Below are 18041 nucleotides of genomic sequence, written 5' to 3' on the forward strand. Positions count from 1 at the left end.
CTCAAACGTCGACGTCGATGCAGGCACGCATGCGGATCACAACCGGAATTGAAGGACTGGACAGCATCATTGGTGGCGGGCTGCCGCAGGCGCGGCTGTACCTGCTTGAGGGGCCGCCGGGCTCCGGCAAGACCACGCTGTCCCTGCAGTTCCTGCTGGAAGGCCTGCGGCGCGGCGAGCGCTGCCTCTACATCACCCTGTCCGAGACCGCCGAGGAGCTGCGCGAAGTCGCGTTGGCGCACGGCTGGTCGCTGGACGGTCTGCACCTGTTCGAGCTGGGTTCGGCCGAAGGTGCGATGGGCAATGGCCGCCTGCAGTCGGTGCTGCATTCGTGGGAAATGGAGCTGGACGAGACGGTCAACCTGATCATGTCCAAGGTGGACAGCATCGGGCCGACCCGGGTGGTGTTCGATTCGTTGTCGGAACTGCGCCTGCTGGCGCAGGATTCGCTGCGCTATCGTCGGCAGATCCTCGCACTCAAGCAGTTCTTCGCGCCCAAGAGTGCGACGGTTTTCCTGGTGGACGACCTGACGTCCACCGGCGATGAGCGCGACGGCCAGCTGCACAGCCTGTGCCACGGCGTGGTCTCGCTGGAACGCCTGACCCTGGACTTCGGCCCTGCGCGGCGCCGGATGCAGGTGCAGAAGCTGCGGGGCGTCGATTTCGTTGCCGGCTACCACGACATGGTGATCCGTCGCGGTGGCGTGCAGATCTTCCCCCGCCTGATCGCCTCGGAACATCACGGACGGTTCGTCGGAACGCCCATCAGCAGCGGCGTGGCCGAGATCGACCGGCTGCTGGGCGGCGGTCCGCTGCGCGGTACCTCCACCCTGTTGACCGGCCCGGCCGGCAGCGGCAAGACCAACGTGGCGCTGCAGTATGTGTGGGCGGCCTGCGAGCGCGGCGAGCGCAGCTGCATCTTCGAGTTCGACGAGCGCGTGGGCACGCTGCTGGCACGCGCTTCGGCGCTGGATATCGATCTGGACAAGCATCTGCGCTCCGGCATGCTGGAGATCCTGCAGATCGACCCGGCCGAAGTGTCGCCCGGGGAGTTCTCCTGGAACCTGCGCAAGTCCGTGGAGGAGCGCAACTGCCGTGTGCTGGTGATCGACAGCCTCAACGGCTACGTGACCGCCATGCCGCAGGAAAAACAGCTGATGCTGCAGCTGCACGAGATGCTGTCCTACCTCAACCAGAAGGGTGTGGCGACCTTCATGATCAACCCGCAGCATGGGCTGGTCGGCACCATGTCCACCGGCAGCCTCAATGTGTCCTACATCGCTGATGCGGTGGTGCTGTTCCGATTCTTCGAAGCGAAGGGACGCATCCGCAAGGCGATCTCGGTGATCAAGAACCGCGGCGGTGCGCATGAAGACACCATCCGCGAACTGAAGATCGACGGGCGCGGCATCACGGTCAGTGCCGCATTGGCCGATTTCCAGGGCATCCTCACCGGCACGCCGGAGTTCGTCGGCGACAGCGCAGCGCTGCTGGGCCAGTCCGATGTCCGATAGCGATGAGGGCGGCACCGTTGTCCGTATCGTCGCTCCCTTCGGCCGTGATGCCGACAGCATCGCGGCGGTGCTGGCCGGCGCCGGGTTGAGGACAGGCATCGCGCCAAGCCTGGAAGTGCTGGCTGAGCAACTCGATGACTGCACCGGGCTGGTGGTGGTGACCCAGGAAGCGGTGGCACGCGGTAGCGAGGTACTGCTGCAGGCGCTGCAGCAGCAGCCGGCCTGGTCGGACATTCCGTTCATCCTGCTGCGCTCGGCGCGTTCCTACCGGCGTTCCACCCGTGAACCGTTGTTGCCCGGCTCGATCAACGTAGTGGAGATGGACCGGCCATTGGGCAGCATGTCGTTGCTCAGCGCTGTGCAGGGCGCGCTGCGCGCGCGTGGCAAGCAGTTCGTGGTGCGCGACCAGGTCGCCGCCTTGGCCGATGGCCGTGCGGCGCTGGCGCGCAGCGAGTCCGAGCTGCGCTTGATCGCCGATGCAATGCCGGTGCTGATCGCATTCGTGGACCGCTCGCTGTGCTTCCGCTTCGCCAACAAGGCCTATGAAAACTGGTTCGAACTGGCTACCGGCGAAGTGATCGGCACGCATGTGCGCGAGGTCATCGGCGAGGTCGTATGGCAGCAGCGTCGCCCGGCGATGGAAGCCGCGTTGGCCGGTCGCGAGGCCATGTTCGAGATCGTCTGGCCACATCGCGTGTATGGGCGCCGGGACTGTGAAGTGCGTTACTCGCCGCGCCGCAACGGCGAGGGGCGCATCGACGGCTTCCACGTATTCGTCACCGATATCACCGCGGCCAAGCTGGCCCTCGCGAGCAGCCAACAGCACGCGCATGCGCTGGAGGCGATGGTGGCCGAGCGCACCCGTGAACTGGAAGCGCAGATGGCGGCGCGCGAGGCCAGCGACGCTGCATTGCGGCAGTCACAGAAGATGGAGGCGATCGGCCAGCTGACCGGCGGCATCGCCCACGATTTCAACAACATGCTGACCGGCATCCTGTCCGCGTTGGACATCGTCCGGCTGCGCCTGGACATGGGCCGGGTCGACGACCTCGAGCGTTTTCTTGACACCGCTACCGCCTCGGCCCAGCGTGCCGCGGCATTGACCCAGCGCCTGCTGGCGTTCTCCCGGCGGCAGTCGCTGGATGCGCGTCCGGTGGAGCTCAACACGCTGCTGGTTTCGGTGCAGCACCTGCTGCACAGCACCCTGGGCGAGGCGGTGCGCATCCGCGCCGAACCCTCGCCGCTGCCCTTGCACGCCACGCTGGATGCCAACCAGTTCGAGAGTGCGCTGCTGAACCTGGCCATCAACGCGCGTGATGCGATGCCGGACGGCGGCGATCTGACTCTGCGTGCCTCGTCGGTAAGCGTAAGGGAAGGCCAGTACACGGCCGTGCCTGCCGGTAACTACGCACTGGTGGAGGTGGCCGACACCGGTGCCGGCATGGCGCCGGAAGTGGTCGAGCGCGCCTTCGAGCCCTTCTTCACCACCAAGCCCATCGGCAAGGGAACGGGGCTGGGCATGTCGATGGTGTACGGCTTCATGCAGCAGTCCGGTGGCCACATCGCCATCCAGTCCAATGTCGGCGAGGGAACGACGGTGCTGCTGTTCATTCCGTTGTCGGAGGCCGTTGTGGAAGACGCGCCTGCACCTTCGCAGCCGATCCGGCGCGGCGCCGGCCAGTCCATCCTGGTGGTGGAGGATGACGAGCAGGTACGGATGCTGGTGACGGTGGTGCTGGAAGACCTGGGGTATCACGCGCAGGTGGTGGGTGATGCCGATGCGGCGATTCCCATCCTCACTTCGGCGCAGAGCATCGATCTGCTGGTCACCGATGTCGGGCTGCCGGGGCTCAACGGGCGACAGCTGGCGGAGATCGCGCGGCAAACGCGGCCAGCGCTGCCGATCCTGTTCATGACCGGCTATGCGGAAAAGGCACAGGAGCGCGCGGCCTTCCTCGATGAAGGCATGGCGATGATCGCCAAGCCCTTCCTGCTGGATGAGTTCAGCATGGCGGTACGCACGGCCATGCCGGGCGGCGCGTAGCGATGCAGGTCCTGTAGAGCCGGGCCATGCCCGGCTGTCGTCGGCCTTGCGTCCCACGCATGCATGCCGAGCATGGCCTGGCGCCACCGAAGGGCTACGTGCGCAGCGACGACTCGCGCACCACCAGCTTCACCGGAATGCTCTGGCCTTCCACCGGCTGCCGGCCGATCAGCGCCAGCAGCTTCTCCACCAGCAGCTGGCCGGCCTGCTTGGTGTCCTGCTGCACGGTGGTCAGCGGCGGCGACACCGAGGCTGCCAGCGGGATGTCATCGAAGCCGGTCACCGCCACGTCCTGCGGCACCCGCAGGCCCTGCTCGCGCAGCGCGCGCACCGCGCCGATGGCGATCAGGTCGCTGGCCGCGCAGACCGCATCGATGGAACGGTCCTGGGCCAGCAGTGACAGGCACGCCTCATGCCCGGAGGCCTCGGTGGTGATCGCATCGTGCTGCAGCGCCGGGTCGGCGGTCAGGCCATGCGCACGCAGCGCCTCCACGTGGCCGCGATAGCGCTCCTGGAATTCCGGGTAATGGCTGGAGGCATGGCCGAGGAAGGCGATGCGGCGGCAGCCCTGTTCCAGCAGGTGGGCGGTGATGTCATGCCCGCCCTGGAAGTTGTCGCTGCCGATCGACACCCCCGGCTGGCCGGGCAGGGCCGCGCCCCAGCGCACGAAGTGGGTGCCTTGTTCCACCAGCCGCTGCAGGCGGTCGCGCGACTGGTGGTAGTCGCCATAGCCCAGCAGGATGATGCCATCGGCCTTGTTGCTGTCTTCGTAATCGGCCTGCCAGTCGGTGGACAGCTGCTGGAAGGACACCAGCAGGTCCTGCCCATGCAGCGCGCAGGCACGGGTGATCGACCCCAGCATCGAGTGGAAGAACGGGTTGATCAGCGAGTCGTCGTTGGTCGGGTCCTCGAAGAACAGCAGGGCCAGCGTGCCGGCATTGCGCAGGCGCAGGCTGGAGGCATTCTTGTCGACCTTGTAGTTCAGCTCGCGGGCGATGCGCAGGATGCGCTCGCGGGTCTCGGCGTTGACCATCGGGCTGCCGCGCAGGGCCCGCGACACCGTGGGCTGGGAGACCCCGGCCAGGTGGGCGATGTCCAGGGAGGTGGCTTTGCCTTTGATGGTCATGGGGGCCGGCAGGGAAATGATCGGGGAATGATGCCATGGGGCGCCGATGGGCTGGCGCCGCGCGCCGGGGCAGGGCGCGCGCAGTGCCCTGCCCAGGGGGCTGCAGGCCGGATTCCGGCCATGGCCGGGGGCTTTCCCGACCCAGGTGTCGGCCGAGGGGATGGTAAGATGACCCGTTCTCGTATTCCCCCAAATTTCCCGGGGGCGACCCCAGCGCTCTGCACCCCCGCCCGGGGACGTGCTATCACTGGCGGCCTGCCCCTGGACAACGGACGAAGGTACCTATGGCGCGCGGCATCAACAAAGTCATCCTGGTCGGCAACCTCGGCAACGACCCGGACGTGAAGTACACCCAGAGCGGCATGGCGATCACCCGCATCAGCCTGGCTACCACCAGCGTCCGCAAGGACAAGGATGGCAACCAGCAGGAACGTACCGAATGGCACCGCGTGGTGTTCTTCGGCAAGCTCGGCGAGATCGCCGGCGAGTACCTGCGCAAGGGCAGCTCGGTGTACGTCGAAGGCAGCCTGCGTTACGACAAGTACACCGGCCAGGACGGCGTGGAGAAGTACTCCACCGACATCGTCGCTGACGAAATGCAGATGCTGGGCGGCCGCGGTGAAGGCGGCGGCGGTGGCGGCGGCGGTGGCAACTTCGCTGGCGGCGAGCGCCCGCAGCGCCAGCAGGCCCCGCGCCAGGAATACGGCGGCGGCGGTGGTGGCAACCCGCGTGGCGGCCAGGGCGGTGGTTACAACCAGGGCGGCAACCAGGGCGGCGGCTACGGCCAGCAGCGTCCGCAGCAGCAGCCGCAGCAGTCGGCGCCGCCGATGGATGACTTCGCTGACGACGATATTCCGTTCTGATTCCCGCCAGGCTCCGGCCTGCAGAACCCCGGCAAGGCCCAGCGCCTGCCGGGGTTTTTTGTTGTAGCGTGGGTGCACATGACGCGCTTCCGCCTAGCCACCATCGCGCTGCTGCTGATTCTCGGCGGCTGCAGCGACGGCGGTAACCGCGATTCCCGGCGCCAATCAGCTACGACCGCGCCACCTGGCCTGCCTGCGATGGCGTCGCGTACACCGCACTTCCTCATCCACAGCGCCGCAAACCCGCAACAGACCGCTGCGGTCGGCATGGCCGTGGAAGCGCTGCATCGGTCGTATGCGATGACCGTGGGGCAGCGAGGCACCGCCGGGCCTTTCCAGTTGGTGCTGTACCGCGACCAGGTCGACTTCAAGGCACACAACCGCAGCAGCCCATGGGCCGAGGCGTACTACCGCCGACCTTACGCCTTTGCCTACCCCGGCGAGGGCGACGCGCCCCATCAGTGGATGCTGCATGAAGTGACCCATCAGCTGCTGGCCGAGGCCAGTGGCCTGTCCCCGCGACGCTGGATGAACGAAGGCATGGCCTGTTACTTCGGCGCCAGCAGGCTTTCAGGCGGAACGCTGCAGGTGGGCACGCCGGATCCGGCCGGCTACCCGGTCTGGTGGCTGAGCGAACTACGCTTCGATAGCGCCGGGCGCCCCAGCCTCGAAAATGCGCCGCTGCCCACCCTGCAGCAACTGGTGGAAGACAGCGGGCCGCCCGTCGCAGCGCACGTGAACGGCTACTACCTGGCATGGTGGAGCCTGGTTCACTTCCTGATGGAAGGCGACGACCAGGCCCATCGTCGGCAAGCTCTGCTGCTTCTGCACCGACGCGGAGATCCAGCGGCCTTCCAGCAGCTGATCGGCAGCTACGCGGAATTCGAACCGCGCTGGCATCAACACCTGCGCGCCTTGGCCCGGTCCCAGGGCAAGCGGGAACTGCACTGAGCTTCACGCGCGTTCGCTTCCCCGCAGCGCTGCACACCTTGGCCGCTCAGCTGCGATGCCGGAATCGGGCTTGCCGTGGTGCCTCGCAGCATTGATTTTCGTGCACCGCGACTTGCAAACAGACAATTTCCTCCCCTATGGTGCAATCGATTGCATTGCCGTGAATCGTTGCGTTTGATACCGGTTGGGAGGCCGGCAGGTGGATGTCCATCCATTCGATCAGACCGGCCCCGGGCCTCACGCGGCGCGATGCGCTGCGCATGGCGGCCGCTGCGAGCCTTGGCTTGGGGGCGGCGGGCGTTCTGCCTGCGTTTGCCGCCACTGCGCCGCTCAAGGGCAACCTGAAGCACGCCGTGGCCCGCTGGACCTTTCCGCAGCTGTCGGTCGCCCAGCTCTGCGCGACGGTGAAGGACATCGGTTTTGCCGCGATCGACCTGGTCGGCCCGGAAGACTGGCCCACCCTGAAGGCCCATGGCGTATACAGCTCGATGTGCAACGGCGCCGAGCTGGGCCTTACCAAGGGCTTTGCCGCCCGTGAGTTCCACGATGAGCTGGTGGAGCGCTACACGCGGCATATCGACCTGGTGGCCGATGCCGGTTACCGCAACCTCATCTGCTTTTCCGGCAACCGCAACGGCATGGACCCGCAGGAGGGCATGGCCAATGCCGAGGCCGGCCTCAAGCGCATCCTCGGGCATGCCGAGAAACGTGGCGTGGTGCTGGTGATGGAGCTGCTGAACTCCAGGGTCGATCATCGCGACTACCTGTGCGACCACTCCGCCTGGGGCGTGGAGCTGTGCCAGCGGCTCGGCTCGGACAACTTCGGCCTGCTGTACGACATCTATCACATGCAGATCATGGAGGGCGACATCATCGCCACCATCGGCAGGCACCACGCCTGTTTCAAGCATTACCACACCGCGGGCGTGCCGGGCCGGCACGAGATCGGGGACCAGCAGGAACTCAATTACCCCGCCATCTGTCGCGCGATCCGCGACACCGGTTTCGATGGGTATCTGGCGCAGGAATTCATGCCTGCGGCACCGGATCCCGTCGGTTCGCTGCGCGAGGCCATCCGCCTCTGCGACGTCTGAAACGATATCCACCAGGTGAGAGATCCATGGCAGACAATCATTACGACGCCATTGTTGTTGGCTCGGGAATCAGTGGCGGTTGGGCGGCGAAGGAACTGACCGAGAAGGGCCTGAGGGTCCTGATGCTGGAACGCGGACGCAACATCGAGCACGTCAAGGACTACGTCAACGCGATGAAGGAGCCGTGGGATTTCCCGCATCGCAACCGGCCTACACAGGCGATGAAGGCGGCCTTCCCGGTGCTGATGCGCGACTACGCGCTGGCCGAGAACCTGCAGGGCATGTGGGCCGACGAACAGGAATCGCCGTACATCGAGACCAAACGATTCGACTGGTTCCGCGGCTACCATGTCGGCGGTCGCTCACTGATGTGGGGTCGACAGAGCTATCGTTTCTCCGACCTGGATTTTGAGGCGAACCTGAAGGACGGCATCGCCACCGACTGGCCGATCCGCTACGCCGACATCGCGCCCTGGTACGACCATGTGGAGAAGTTCGCCGGCATCGCCGGTACGCGCGAAGGGCTGGACGTGCTGCCGGACGGTGAGTTCCTGCCGCCGATCCCGTTGAACATCGTCGAAAAGGACGTGGCCGCGCGGATCAGGAAGGCCTTCGGCGGAACCCGGCACATGATCCACTCGCGCACGGCGAACATCACCAAGCCGATGCCCGAGCAGGGCCGCGTCAACTGCCAGTACCGCAACAAGTGCATCCTCGGCTGTCCCTTCGGTGCCTATTTCTCGACCCAGGCGGCGACACTGCCAGCGGCGATGAAGACCGGCAACCTGACCTTGCGGCCGTTCTCCATCGTCAAGGAAGTGCTCTACGACAAGGACCGCAAGCGGGCGCGGGGCGTGGAGATCATCGACGCAGAGACCGGCCAGACCTACCAGTACATGGCCAAGGTCATCTTCCTCAACGCCTCCTCCTTCAATTCGACCTGGCTGCTGATGAACTCGGCCACCGATGTGTGGGAGGGCGGGCTGGGCTCTTCGTCCGGTGAGCTGGGACACAACGTGATGGACCATCATTTCGGCGCGGGTGCCTCCGGCCGGGTCGAAGGCTTCGAGGACAAGTACTACTTCGGCCGTCGTCCCTGCGGCTTCTACATTCCACGCTTCCGCAACGTGGCCGCTGACAAGCGCGGCTACCTGCGCGGCTTCGGCTACCAGGGCGGTGCCAGTCGCACGGGGTGGTCGCGCGAGATCGCCGAGCTGAACATCGGTGCCGACCTGAAGGAGGCGCTGACCGTGCCCGGTGACTGGCGCATCGGCATGACCGGCTTCGGCGAAATGCTGCCGCACCACGACAACACGATCCGCCTGGACCGGGACCGCAAGGACAAGTGGGGTCTGCCGGTGCTGGCGATGGATGTATCCATGCGCGCCAACGAACTGGCCATGCGCAAGGACATGGCCGCCGATGCCGCCGAGATGCTCGAGGCCGCCGGCGTCAAGGACGTGGAGATGCACGACAACGACTACGCCCCGGGCAAGGGCATCCATGAGATGGGGACCGCGCGCATGGGCCGTGACCGCAGGACGTCCGTGCTGAACCAGCACAACCAGGTCTGGGATGCGCCCAACGTCTATGTGACCGACGGTGCCTGCATGACCTCCAGCGCCTGCGTGAACCCGTCGCTGACCTACATGGCACTGACCGCGCGGGCTGCTGACCATGCCGTGCGCGAACTGAAAGCGGGGAACCTCTGATGGACCGCCGCGAACTGCTGAAGATGATCGTCGCCGCCACCGGCGCGGCGATGATCGGCCTGCCCGCGCTCGGTCAGGCACAGGCTCCCGCCGCAGGGGCGAAGACGCGCTTCTCGGACGCGGATGTCGGCACGCTGGACGAGATCGCCGAGACCATCCTGCCGCGGACGAAAACGCCGGGGGCGAAAGACGCAGGCGCCGGTGCGTTCATGGCGACGTTCGTCAGCGACTGCTACACCGCCCGGCAGCAGGCGACGTTCCGTGCTGGCCTGGCCGATATCGACAAACGCGCCGGCGGCCGCTTCGTTTCACTTGCGCCGCAGGCCCGCACTGAACTGCTGCGCGCGCTGGATGCAGAGGCCAGGAAGCACGCGGTCGAGGTGACCGAAACCGGCACCGCCGAGGCAGGAGAACCGATGCCGCATTACTTCACGATGTTCAAGCAGCTCACCATCTTCGGTTTCTTTACCTCCAAGGTTGGCGCGACCGAAGTGCTGCGTTACGTCGCCGTGCCGGGCCGCTACGACGGCGACCTGGCCTATGTTCCCGGCACGCCCGCATGGGGGACCAGCTGATGGATCACGCCATGAAGATCGCGCCGCTATTGATCGCCGCCGGCGTGCTCGCCGCGGCACCGGCGTTCGCGCAGGCCAACACCGAGCCCACGCGCGACCCGGCAAAGACCGAGGTGTGGACGCCCGTGCCTGCAACCGTGGCCACGCCGCCGGGCAAGGCGCCGTCCGACGCCATCGTGCTGTTCGATGGCAAGGATGCCTCCGCCTGGGAGTCGGAGCAGGGTGGGCGTGTGCCCTGGACCGTCGCCGACGGCGCCATGACCATCGTGCCGGGCAGCAAGGGCATCCGCACCAGGCAGCGCTTCTGCGACATCCAGCTGCATGTCGAGTGGCGCACACCTGTCGAGACCAAGGGTTTCGACGGCCAGAACCGGGGCAACAGCGGCATCTTCCTGCAGGAACTCTATGAGCTGCAGGTGCTGGACAGCTACAACAACCCGACCTATGCCAACGGCCAGGCCGGCTCCATCTACAAGCAGGCCATGCCGCTGGTGAACGCCTCGCGTGCACCGGGGCAGTGGCAGGCCTACGACATCCTCTGGAAGGCGCCGCGCTTCTCGCCGGGCGGCGGGCTCATCTCGCCCGCGCGCATCACCGTGCTGCACAACGGCGTGCTGGTGCAGGACGACACCGTGCTGGCGGGCAGGACCGAGTACATCGGCCCGCCCTCGTATTCACCGCATGCGTGCGCGCCGATCCATCTGCAGGAGCACGACGCCAAAGTCAGCTACCGCAACATCTGGGTGCGCGAGCTGTAACGCTGGCGGCCTATTTCGCCAGATAACTGGTGATGTCGTCGATCTCCTGTTGCGACAGCTGGGAGAACGGCGGCATCAGTCCGCCGCCCTTCCTGATCTTGTCCTTGATCTGCGCGGCATCCAGGCGCTTGCCGATGTCGGTGAGCGCGGGGAATGCGCCCGGCATGCCGGCGCGATCGGCACCATGGCAGGCCGTGCAGTTCGCTGTGTAGAGCTTTGCGCCGGCTGCAGGGTCGTCCTTGGACCATGCCGTGGTTGCCAGCATCGCCGCACAGAGAATCACAGCCACTTTCAGCATCGTTTTCAATCAGGACTCCTTCGCGTACTAGCGCTGCGCGCTGGCTGGCAGGCGGGGGGACAGGTGTTCACGCAGGTAGTCCGCGCCGGTCTGGATGACCTTGGCCGGATCGCGTGGCTGGTCGTGCTCGAGGATGTACCAGTGCACGCCGGCCGCTGCGGCGGCTGGCAGGATCGCGCGCCAGTCCAGCACACCCTGGCCGACGGCAGCGAAGCCGCCCTCGTCTTCGGCCTGGCCCTTGGCTGCATTGTCCTTGGCGTGTACCGCGAACAGGTGGCCGCGGAACTTGCCGAGCATCACCGCCGGGTCCAGGCCCGCACGCGCGACCCAGGCCAGGTCCAGCTCGGTCTGCAGGTCCGGCCCGGCCGCTGCGAACAGCAGTTCCAGGCCGGTCCGGCCATTGAAGTCGACCAGTTCGAAGTCATGGTTGTGGTAGGCCAGGCGCATGCCCTTGGCCCGTACCTGCTTGGCGATCGCGCCCAGTTCCTTGCCCAGCGCGGTCCAGCCTGCGGCATCGGTCGGCCGATCCTTCGCGTCCAGGTAAGGCACCACCAGGGTGGTGTTGCCGATCGACCGGTTGAAGGCCACCACGCCGTCCAGGTCCTTGCGCAGCTCGGCCAGTTGCACGTGGGAGGAAATCGCCCTGATCGAATACCGGTCCAGCAACTGCTTGAGTTCGGCCGCGCTGACGCCCTGCGTGCCCACCGTTTCCACCGCACCCACTCCGGCGTCGTGGACGATCTTCAACTGCTGGTCGAGCGGGCCGGCGTTGCGCAGTGTGTACATCTGCACGGCGATGGGCCTGTGCGGGCTGACGGCTTCGTGTGCCAGGACGGGCAGGGCAGCGAACAGCAACAGGGCGAGGGTGGCAGTTCTGCGGGCAGGCGTGTTCATCATGAGATGCTCCCGGGGTTCAACCGATGGCGGTCCAGGCACGGGTCCTGGCCGAGGTGATGACGCGGTCGACGATCAGCGCCGAGCGCACGCCGTCTTCGAAGGTGGGCAGGCCATCCGGTCGCTCGCCTTCGATGGCGCGGTAGGTGTCGGCGACGAATGCCTCGAAGCAGTGGCCGTAGCCCTGCGCGTGCCCGGCCGGCAACAGCGATAGCCGGCGCTGTTCGGCACTGCCGGCGCCCGGCCCGCGCACGAAGACTTCCTCGCGCTGGTCGGGCTTGCCGATCCACAGGCGCTCGGCATCTTCCTGGTTGAACGCCACACTGGCCCTGGCACCATCAATCTCGAACCAGAGACGGTTGTGGCGTCCGGCCGATACCTGGCTGACCGTCAACGATGCCAGCGTCCCGGCGCCAGTACGGAACATCGCCGCGGCCACGTCCTCGCTGGTGACCGCCTGCATCGCGCCACCGGCCGCTGCTGTGGTGAAGCTCTGCCCGGTGTCGGTGCTGCGTTCGGCGATCACCGTGTCGAACGCCGCGCTGACCTCGGTGAAGCGCTCGCCGCTGACCCATTCCACCAGGTCACACCAGTGCGAGCCGATGTCGGCGAACACGCGCGAGGCGCCGCCCAGCGCCGGGTCCACGCGCCAGTTGTTGCTGGCCGGGTCCAGCAGCCAGTCCTGCAGGTAGCTGCCGTGGATGAGGTGCAACGGCCCCAGTTCGCCATGGGCGATGCGTGCGCGCGCCTCGCGGACCACCGGGTGGTAGCGGTAGATGAAGGGCACCGTGGCGACCAGCGCGTTGGCGGTAGCCAACGCCGCCAGCGCGCGGGCGTCCTCCAGCGTGGTGGCCAGCGGCTTCTCGCAGACCACGTGCTTGCCGGCTTCCAGTGCGGCCTGTGCCATGGGGCGGTGCAGGTGGTTGGGCGTGCATACGTGCACGACCTGCACCTGTGGATCGGCGACCACCTCCTCGATGTCCCGATAGGCACGCGGGACACCCCACGCCTGCGCCACATCGCGTGCGCGCTGCGGAGAAGAGGCGGCCACGCCACGGATGTCGGCACCCGCCAGCAGCGCCGCGCGACGGTGCACGGCACCGATCATTCCTGTGCCGACGATGGCGATTCCAGGCTTTGGCATCAGGTAGGGTCCTCAGGGCGTGGAAGGTGCGGCCGCAACCACGGGCCGGTCGCGGAAAAGCAGCAGGAAGGCGATCAGCACAAGCAGCGCGACCCCTGCCGGGAACAGCCAGATCTGCTGCCAGTCCGGACCGGCTGCAGTGGTGAAGTGCTCCACCACCGCGCCGGACAGGAACGTACCGATCAGCATGCCCACGCCATACGTGGCCAGGGTGATGAATCCCTGCGCGCTGCTGCGCGCGGCCGGGCCGGCGTGCGCATCGGTGTAGATCTGGCCGGTGACGAAGAAGAAGTCGTAGCAGATGCCGTGCAGCACGATGCCGATCACCAGCAGCGAGAAGCCGCCGCCCGCATCGCCAAAGGCGAACATGACGTAACGCACGACCCATGCGGCCATGCCCACCGCCAGCATCGTCTTCACCCCCAGGCGCACGAACAGGAACGGCATGGCCAGCATCAGCAGGACTTCGGAGACCTGTCCCAGCGACTGCAGGCCCGCCGCGCCGCGCACGCCCAGATCGTTGAGATACGGGTTGGTGAAGTTGTAGTAGAACGCCAGCGGGATGCAGATCGCGATGGACGCAAGGAAGAACACCAGGTACGAGCGTGACTTCAGCAGGCGCAGCGAATCCAGCCCCAGGATCTGTCCCAGGCCGGCGTCGCGCTGCCGTGCCAGCGGCGGGGTGTGCGGCAGGGTGAACGCATACAGGCCCAGCGCCAGCGACGCCATCGCCGCCATCCGGAAGGTCAGCTCGAGCCGATGCGCCTGTTCCCAGCCCAGCCAGCCGATCAGCACGCCTGCCACGATCCAGCCGACGCTGCCGGCCACCCGCACCAGCGGAAACTGTTTCTCGGGCGACTGCATGTGCCGCATCGCCACGCTGTTGGCCAGTGCCAGCGTCGGCATGAACAGCAGCATGTAGCCCATGACGCAGGCGGAGAACATGCTGAAGCTGGTTGCGGTGGACGCCAGCCACATCAGCACTGCGCCAGCCAGATGCAGGACCGCAAGGATGCGCTGCGCCGCGAAGTAGCGGTCAGCGATCAAACCGACCAGGAAAGGCGCGACGATGGCACCGATGGACTGGCTGAGGAAGGCCGTCGCCACCTGGCTTGCGCTGGCCTGCAGCGGGCCCTGCACCAGATAGGTTCCCAGGGTGACGAACCATGCCCCCCAGATGAAGAACTGCAGAAACATCATCGCGCCCAAGCGCGACATGGTGTGCGTCATGGCTTGCCCTCCCAGGCAGTGATGTCTCAGATCCCGAGCATGCGGCGCAGTGATCCGGGATCGGTGCCGCTGTCGGCAAAGTCGTCGAAGGCGCGTTCGGTCACGCGGATGATGTGGTCGCGGATGAAGGCGGCTCCTTCCCGTGCACCGTCTTCCGGTTGCTTCAGGCAGCACTCCCATTCCAGCACTGCCCAGCCGGGAAAGTCGTACTGGGCGAATTTCGAGAAGATCGCCTTGAAGTCGATCTGCCCATCGCCGAGTGATCGGAATCGGCCCGGACGATCGATCCAGTCCTGGTAGCCGCCATACACGCCACTGCTGGCACTGGGGTGATATTCCGCGTCCTTGACGTGGAAGATGCCGATGCGATCGTGGTAACGGTCGATGAAGCCGAGGTAGTCCATCTGCTGCAGCAGCAGGTGGCTGGGGTCGTACAGGATTTTCGCGCGGGGATGGTGGTCCACCACGTCGAGGAAGCGCTCGAAGGTCGCGCCGTCATGCAGGTCCTCGCCGGGATGGATCTCGAAGCACAGGTCCACGCCGCAGGCGTCAAAGGTATCCAGGATCGGGCGCCAGCGTCGGCCGAGTTCGGCGAAGGCTTCGTCCACCAGCCCGGGTGGCCGCTGCGGCCAGGGATAGAAGTAAGGCCAGGCCAGTGCGCCGGAGAATGTGGCATGCGCGGTCAGCCCCAGGCGTTGGCTGGCCTTGGCGGCCAGCAGCAGCTGCTCCACCGCCCAGGCCTGGCGGGCGGCCGGATCGCCACGCTTGTCCGGCGGCGCGAATCCGTCGAACAGGCTGTCATAGGCCGGATGGACGGCAACCAGCTGCCCCTGCAGGTGGGTGGACAGCTCGGTGATCTGCAGGCCATGTCCGCCCAGCATGCCGCTGACATCGTCGCAGTACGCCTGGCTGCGCGCCGCCTCGGTCAGATCGAACAGGTGGGGCGCGCTGGTCGGCACTTGTACGCCAGAATAGCCCAGCCCCGCGGCCCATCCGGCCAGCGTGTCCAGCCGATCAAAGGGAGGTGTGTCGCCGATGAACTGCGCCAGGAACAGCGCTGGACCCTTGAGCGTCTTCACGTTGATTCGCCCTCGATGCAATCGATTGCATTATCCTAGCAGGGGCATTCGAAAGACCCGTTGTGCACTGCACAGCGAAAGGAAGAGGTAGCGCCATGGCCACCATCTACGACATCGCAAGGCACGTCGGCGTCTCCGCAGGCACGGTGTCGCGGGCGCTTTCCCGGCCGGACAAAGTGCTGCCGGCTACACGCGCGCGCATCGAGCAGGCCGCCGCTGCGCTGGGCTACGTGCCCAACACGGTGGCCAGGACCCTCAAGACCCAGCGCAGCGGCAAGATCCTGGTCACCGTGCCGGACATCGCCAACCCGTTCTTCGCGCAGATCCTGCAGGGCGCGGAGGATGCGGCGCAGGCCGTTGGCTACGCCGTCCTGCTGGGCGACACCCAGAACCTGCCCGAGCGCGAGGAGCGCTACGCGCAGATGCTCCGGCGCAACGAGGCCGATGGTCTGATCGTGCTGGGGCATCGCCTGCCGCCGACGGCGCGCGAGATTGTCCAGCAACGAGGTACCGCTGCACCGGTGGTCAATGGCTGCGAATTCGATCCCGCGCTGGGCATCCCCAGCGTCCACATCGACAACGCGGCCGCCGCGCGCGCTGTGATGGAGCACCTGTACGGACTGGGGCACGAGCGGATCGCTGTGGTGGGCGGACCGCCCGACAATCCCCTGCACACGCAACGGCTGGAAGGCGTGCGCGCCGCCGGCAGGGCGCGTGGCCGCCTGCGCCACCTCAGTGTCGTGCCGGGTGACTTTTCCGTGGAGTCCGGCCATGCGGCCGCGATGGCGCTGCTGCCGCCCGCAACCGCACCCACCGCGATCTTCTGCTTCAGCGACCAGATGGCGCTGGGTGCGTTGGCAGCCTGCCGTGACCTGGGCATCCGCGTGCCGGATGACGTCTCCATCGTCGGCTTCGACGACCTGGCGTCATCGCGTTACCTCACGCCTCCGTTGACGACCATCAGGCAACCGATGCGCGAGATCGGTGAGCGCGCGGTCAACCTGCTGCTCGCCATCATCGAACAGGTCGATGTACCGCTTCAGCAGACGCTGGATTTCAGCGTGATGCTGCGGGGTTCGACGGCCCCGCCCAAGGGTCGCTGAGGCAAGGGCAGGGCGGCGGGATGCCGCGCTTTGCCCGGCTCAGGGCTTGCCGCGCCTGGCGTCCACGCTGAAGCGGCCAGGCCCGCTGCAGGCCAGCAGCAGGAAGCCGCCGGCGATGGCCAGATTTTTCAGGAACATGATCTGCTGCACCGGGTCGGCGAGCTGGTGGTGGAAGATGAAGGCCGTGACCAGGCTGAAGGCGGCCAGCACCGCGGCCACTGCCCGGGTCTGGAAACCAAGCAGGATGCACAGGGCCGTGCCGATCTCGAACAGGATGGTCGGCCACAACAGGATGCCGGGGAGACCCATCGCCGCCATGTAGCCCTGTGTTGCCGCCGGGTCGGACAGCTTGCCCAGGCCCGATACCAGGAACAGCAGCATCAGCAACACGCGGGCGGCCAGCTTCGCAAGGGAGTGAAGTGATGTGTCCACGGCAACGTCCTCAGGGTGGGCAGGGCGGGGGATGATCAACAACCATGCAGGGCGGTATGCCCTTGCCCAACCGACCGGGCGCTGCAGCAGGAGCTCCTGTCCGGCCATCGAATCCCATCACGGGTGAAGTGGATGTTGAGAGCGATGGCGTCGGCAGCCTGGGCGACCTGCGCGGTGCGTCCTTGCCTCAGCGCCGCTCGTACCAGCCGAGCGATGCATTGACGATGCGCACCACCGACAGCATCACCGGTACTTCGATCAGCACGCCCACCACGGTCGCCAGCGCCGCGCCGGAATGCACGCCGAACAGGCCCACGGCGGTGGCCACGGCCAGTTCGAAGAAGTTGCTGGCGCCGATCAGCGCCGAGGGACCGGCCACGCAGTGGGCAACACCCAGGCGCCGGTTGAGCAGGTAGGCCAGCCCGGAGTTGAAGTAGACCTGGATCAGGATCGGTACCGCCAGGATGGCGATGACCAGCGGCTGCTGCACGATCTGCTCGCCCTGGAAGCCGAACAGCAGCACCAGCGTCAGCAGCAGGGCCAGCAGCGAGACCGGGCCCAGCGTGCGCAGCGCGGACTGCAGGCCAGCCTGGCCGCGACGGGCCAGCATCCAGCGCCGCAGCAGTGCGGCCACCAACGCCGGCGCGATGATGTACAGCGACACCGACAGCAGCAGCGTGTCCCACGGCACGCTGATCGCCGACAGGCCCAGCAGCAGCGCCACCACCGGTGCATAGGCCACCACCATGATCGCGTCGTTCAACGCCACCTGGCTGAGGGTGAAGTTGGCATCGCCGCGGCACAGGTTGCTCCACACGAAGACCATCGCGGTGCAGGGCGCTGCTGCCAGCAGGATCAGCCCGGCGATGTAGCTGTCGATCTGCGCGGCGGGCAGCGCGTCGGCGAACACGTGGCGCAGGAAGAACCAGCCCAGCAACGCCATCGAGAAAGGCTTGACTGCCCAGTTGATGAACAGCGTTACGCCGATGCCTTTCCAGTGCTGGCCGAGCTGGCGCATCGCACTGAAATCGACCCGCAGCAGCATCGGGATGATCATCAGCCAGATCAGCACCGCGATGGGCAGGTTGACCTTGGCCACCTCCGCCGACGCCAGCGCAGCGAATGGCTGCGGCAGCGCGTGGCCAAGCAGGGTGCCGGCCACGATGCACAGCGCCACCCACAGGGTCAGGTAACGCTCGAACAATCCCATCGGTGCCGGTGCGC

17 protein-coding genes are annotated in these 18041 nt (G+C 66.7%); 9 read left to right on the forward strand and 8 right to left on the reverse strand.

Translation table 11 applies throughout. The annotated features are described in order from the left end of the window. Positions 1-17 precede the first annotated feature (17 nt). Entirely contained in the window at positions 18-1514 is a 1497-nt protein-coding gene (locus LC407_RS01680; RefSeq protein WP_033830567.1) for an ATPase domain-containing protein, read from the forward strand. Beyond that, complete coding sequence (locus LC407_RS01685; RefSeq protein WP_223482076.1) at positions 1504-3558, forward strand: PAS domain-containing sensor histidine kinase; 2055 nt, start codon at positions 1504-1506, stop codon at positions 3556-3558. The genes LC407_RS01680 and LC407_RS01685 overlap by 11 nt, the downstream gene beginning before the upstream one ends. Positions 3559-3652: 94 nt before the next feature. On the opposite strand, the gene LC407_RS01690 is transcribed toward LC407_RS01685, so the two are convergent. Beyond that, positions 3653-4684, reverse strand: coding sequence for a LacI family DNA-binding transcriptional regulator (locus LC407_RS01690; protein ID WP_025873949.1), 1032 nt, complete (start codon positions 4682-4684; stop codon positions 3653-3655). A gap of 284 nt (positions 4685-4968) precedes the next feature. Here LC407_RS01690 and LC407_RS01695 point away from each other — a divergent pair, with 284 nt between their 5' ends. The 6 genes from LC407_RS01695 (at position 4969) to LC407_RS01720 (ending at position 10637) form a co-directional block, all read left to right on the forward strand. After that, complete coding sequence (locus LC407_RS01695) at positions 4969-5547, forward strand: single-stranded DNA-binding protein (protein WP_080149457.1); 579 nt, start codon at positions 4969-4971, stop codon at positions 5545-5547. A gap of 78 nt (positions 5548-5625) precedes the next feature. Then, positions 5626-6498, forward strand: coding sequence for a DUF1570 domain-containing protein (locus LC407_RS01700; RefSeq protein ID WP_223482077.1), 873 nt, complete (start codon positions 5626-5628; stop codon positions 6496-6498). Between the two features lie 203 nt (positions 6499-6701). Further along, positions 6702-7592, forward strand: coding sequence for a TIM barrel protein (locus LC407_RS01705; protein ID WP_223482078.1), 891 nt, complete (start codon positions 6702-6704; stop codon positions 7590-7592). 26 nt (positions 7593-7618) lie between these two features. Next, positions 7619-9304, forward strand: coding sequence for a GMC family oxidoreductase (locus LC407_RS01710; RefSeq protein WP_223482079.1), 1686 nt, complete (start codon positions 7619-7621; stop codon positions 9302-9304). Continuing rightward, positions 9304-9879, forward strand: coding sequence for a gluconate 2-dehydrogenase subunit 3 family protein (locus tag LC407_RS01715; RefSeq protein WP_223482080.1), 576 nt, complete (start codon positions 9304-9306; stop codon positions 9877-9879). Before LC407_RS01710 ends, LC407_RS01715 begins: the two co-directional genes overlap by 1 nt. Next, positions 9864-10637 (forward strand): DUF1080 domain-containing protein, encoded by a 774-nt coding sequence (locus LC407_RS01720; RefSeq protein WP_223482081.1) that lies wholly within the window; start codon positions 9864-9866, stop codon positions 10635-10637. The genes LC407_RS01715 and LC407_RS01720 overlap by 16 nt, the downstream gene beginning before the upstream one ends. Before the next feature lie 10 nt (positions 10638-10647). On the opposite strand, the gene LC407_RS01725 is transcribed toward LC407_RS01720, so the two are convergent. The 5 genes from LC407_RS01725 to LC407_RS01745 are packed head-to-tail and all read right to left on the reverse strand — an operon-like array spanning position 10648 to position 15282. After that, on the reverse strand, positions 10648-10944 hold the full coding sequence (locus LC407_RS01725; RefSeq protein WP_025873939.1) for a cytochrome c: 297 nt from the start codon (positions 10942-10944) through the stop codon (positions 10648-10650). A gap of 18 nt (positions 10945-10962) precedes the next feature. Continuing rightward, positions 10963-11829, reverse strand: coding sequence for a sugar phosphate isomerase/epimerase (locus tag LC407_RS01730; protein WP_223482082.1), 867 nt, complete (start codon positions 11827-11829; stop codon positions 10963-10965). A 19-nt stretch (positions 11830-11848) separates the two neighbouring features. Further along, positions 11849-12973, reverse strand: coding sequence for a Gfo/Idh/MocA family oxidoreductase (locus LC407_RS01735; protein WP_223482083.1), 1125 nt, complete (start codon positions 12971-12973; stop codon positions 11849-11851). 12 nt (positions 12974-12985) lie between these two features. Further along, on the reverse strand, positions 12986-14203 hold the full coding sequence (locus tag LC407_RS01740) for a nucleoside permease (RefSeq protein WP_032975891.1): 1218 nt from the start codon (positions 14201-14203) through the stop codon (positions 12986-12988). A gap of 26 nt (positions 14204-14229) precedes the next feature. Continuing rightward, positions 14230-15282: a sugar phosphate isomerase/epimerase family protein gene (locus LC407_RS01745; RefSeq protein WP_223482084.1), complete on the reverse strand. Its 1053-nt coding sequence runs from the start codon at positions 15280-15282 to the stop codon at positions 14230-14232. A 95-nt stretch (positions 15283-15377) separates the two neighbouring features. Here LC407_RS01745 and LC407_RS01750 point away from each other — a divergent pair, with 95 nt between their 5' ends. Then, positions 15378-16385: a LacI family DNA-binding transcriptional regulator gene (locus LC407_RS01750; RefSeq protein ID WP_025873934.1), complete on the forward strand. Its 1008-nt coding sequence runs from the start codon at positions 15378-15380 to the stop codon at positions 16383-16385. 39 nt (positions 16386-16424) lie between these two features. On the opposite strand, the gene LC407_RS01755 is transcribed toward LC407_RS01750, so the two are convergent. Together LC407_RS01755 and arsB are read right to left on the reverse strand one after the other, a co-directional pair. Further along, positions 16425-16817, reverse strand: coding sequence for a DoxX family protein (locus tag LC407_RS01755; protein ID WP_025873933.1), 393 nt, complete (start codon positions 16815-16817; stop codon positions 16425-16427). A 187-nt stretch (positions 16818-17004) separates the two neighbouring features. Next, positions 17005-18027, reverse strand: coding sequence for an ACR3 family arsenite efflux transporter (gene arsB / locus LC407_RS01760; protein WP_223482664.1), 1023 nt, complete (start codon positions 18025-18027; stop codon positions 17005-17007). Positions 18028-18041: the final 14 nt, after the last annotated feature.

Source organism: Stenotrophomonas sp. OVS01A (genome assembly GCF_019969775.1).
Taxonomy (GTDB): Bacteria; Pseudomonadota; Gammaproteobacteria; order Xanthomonadales; family Xanthomonadaceae; genus Stenotrophomonas; species Stenotrophomonas indicatrix.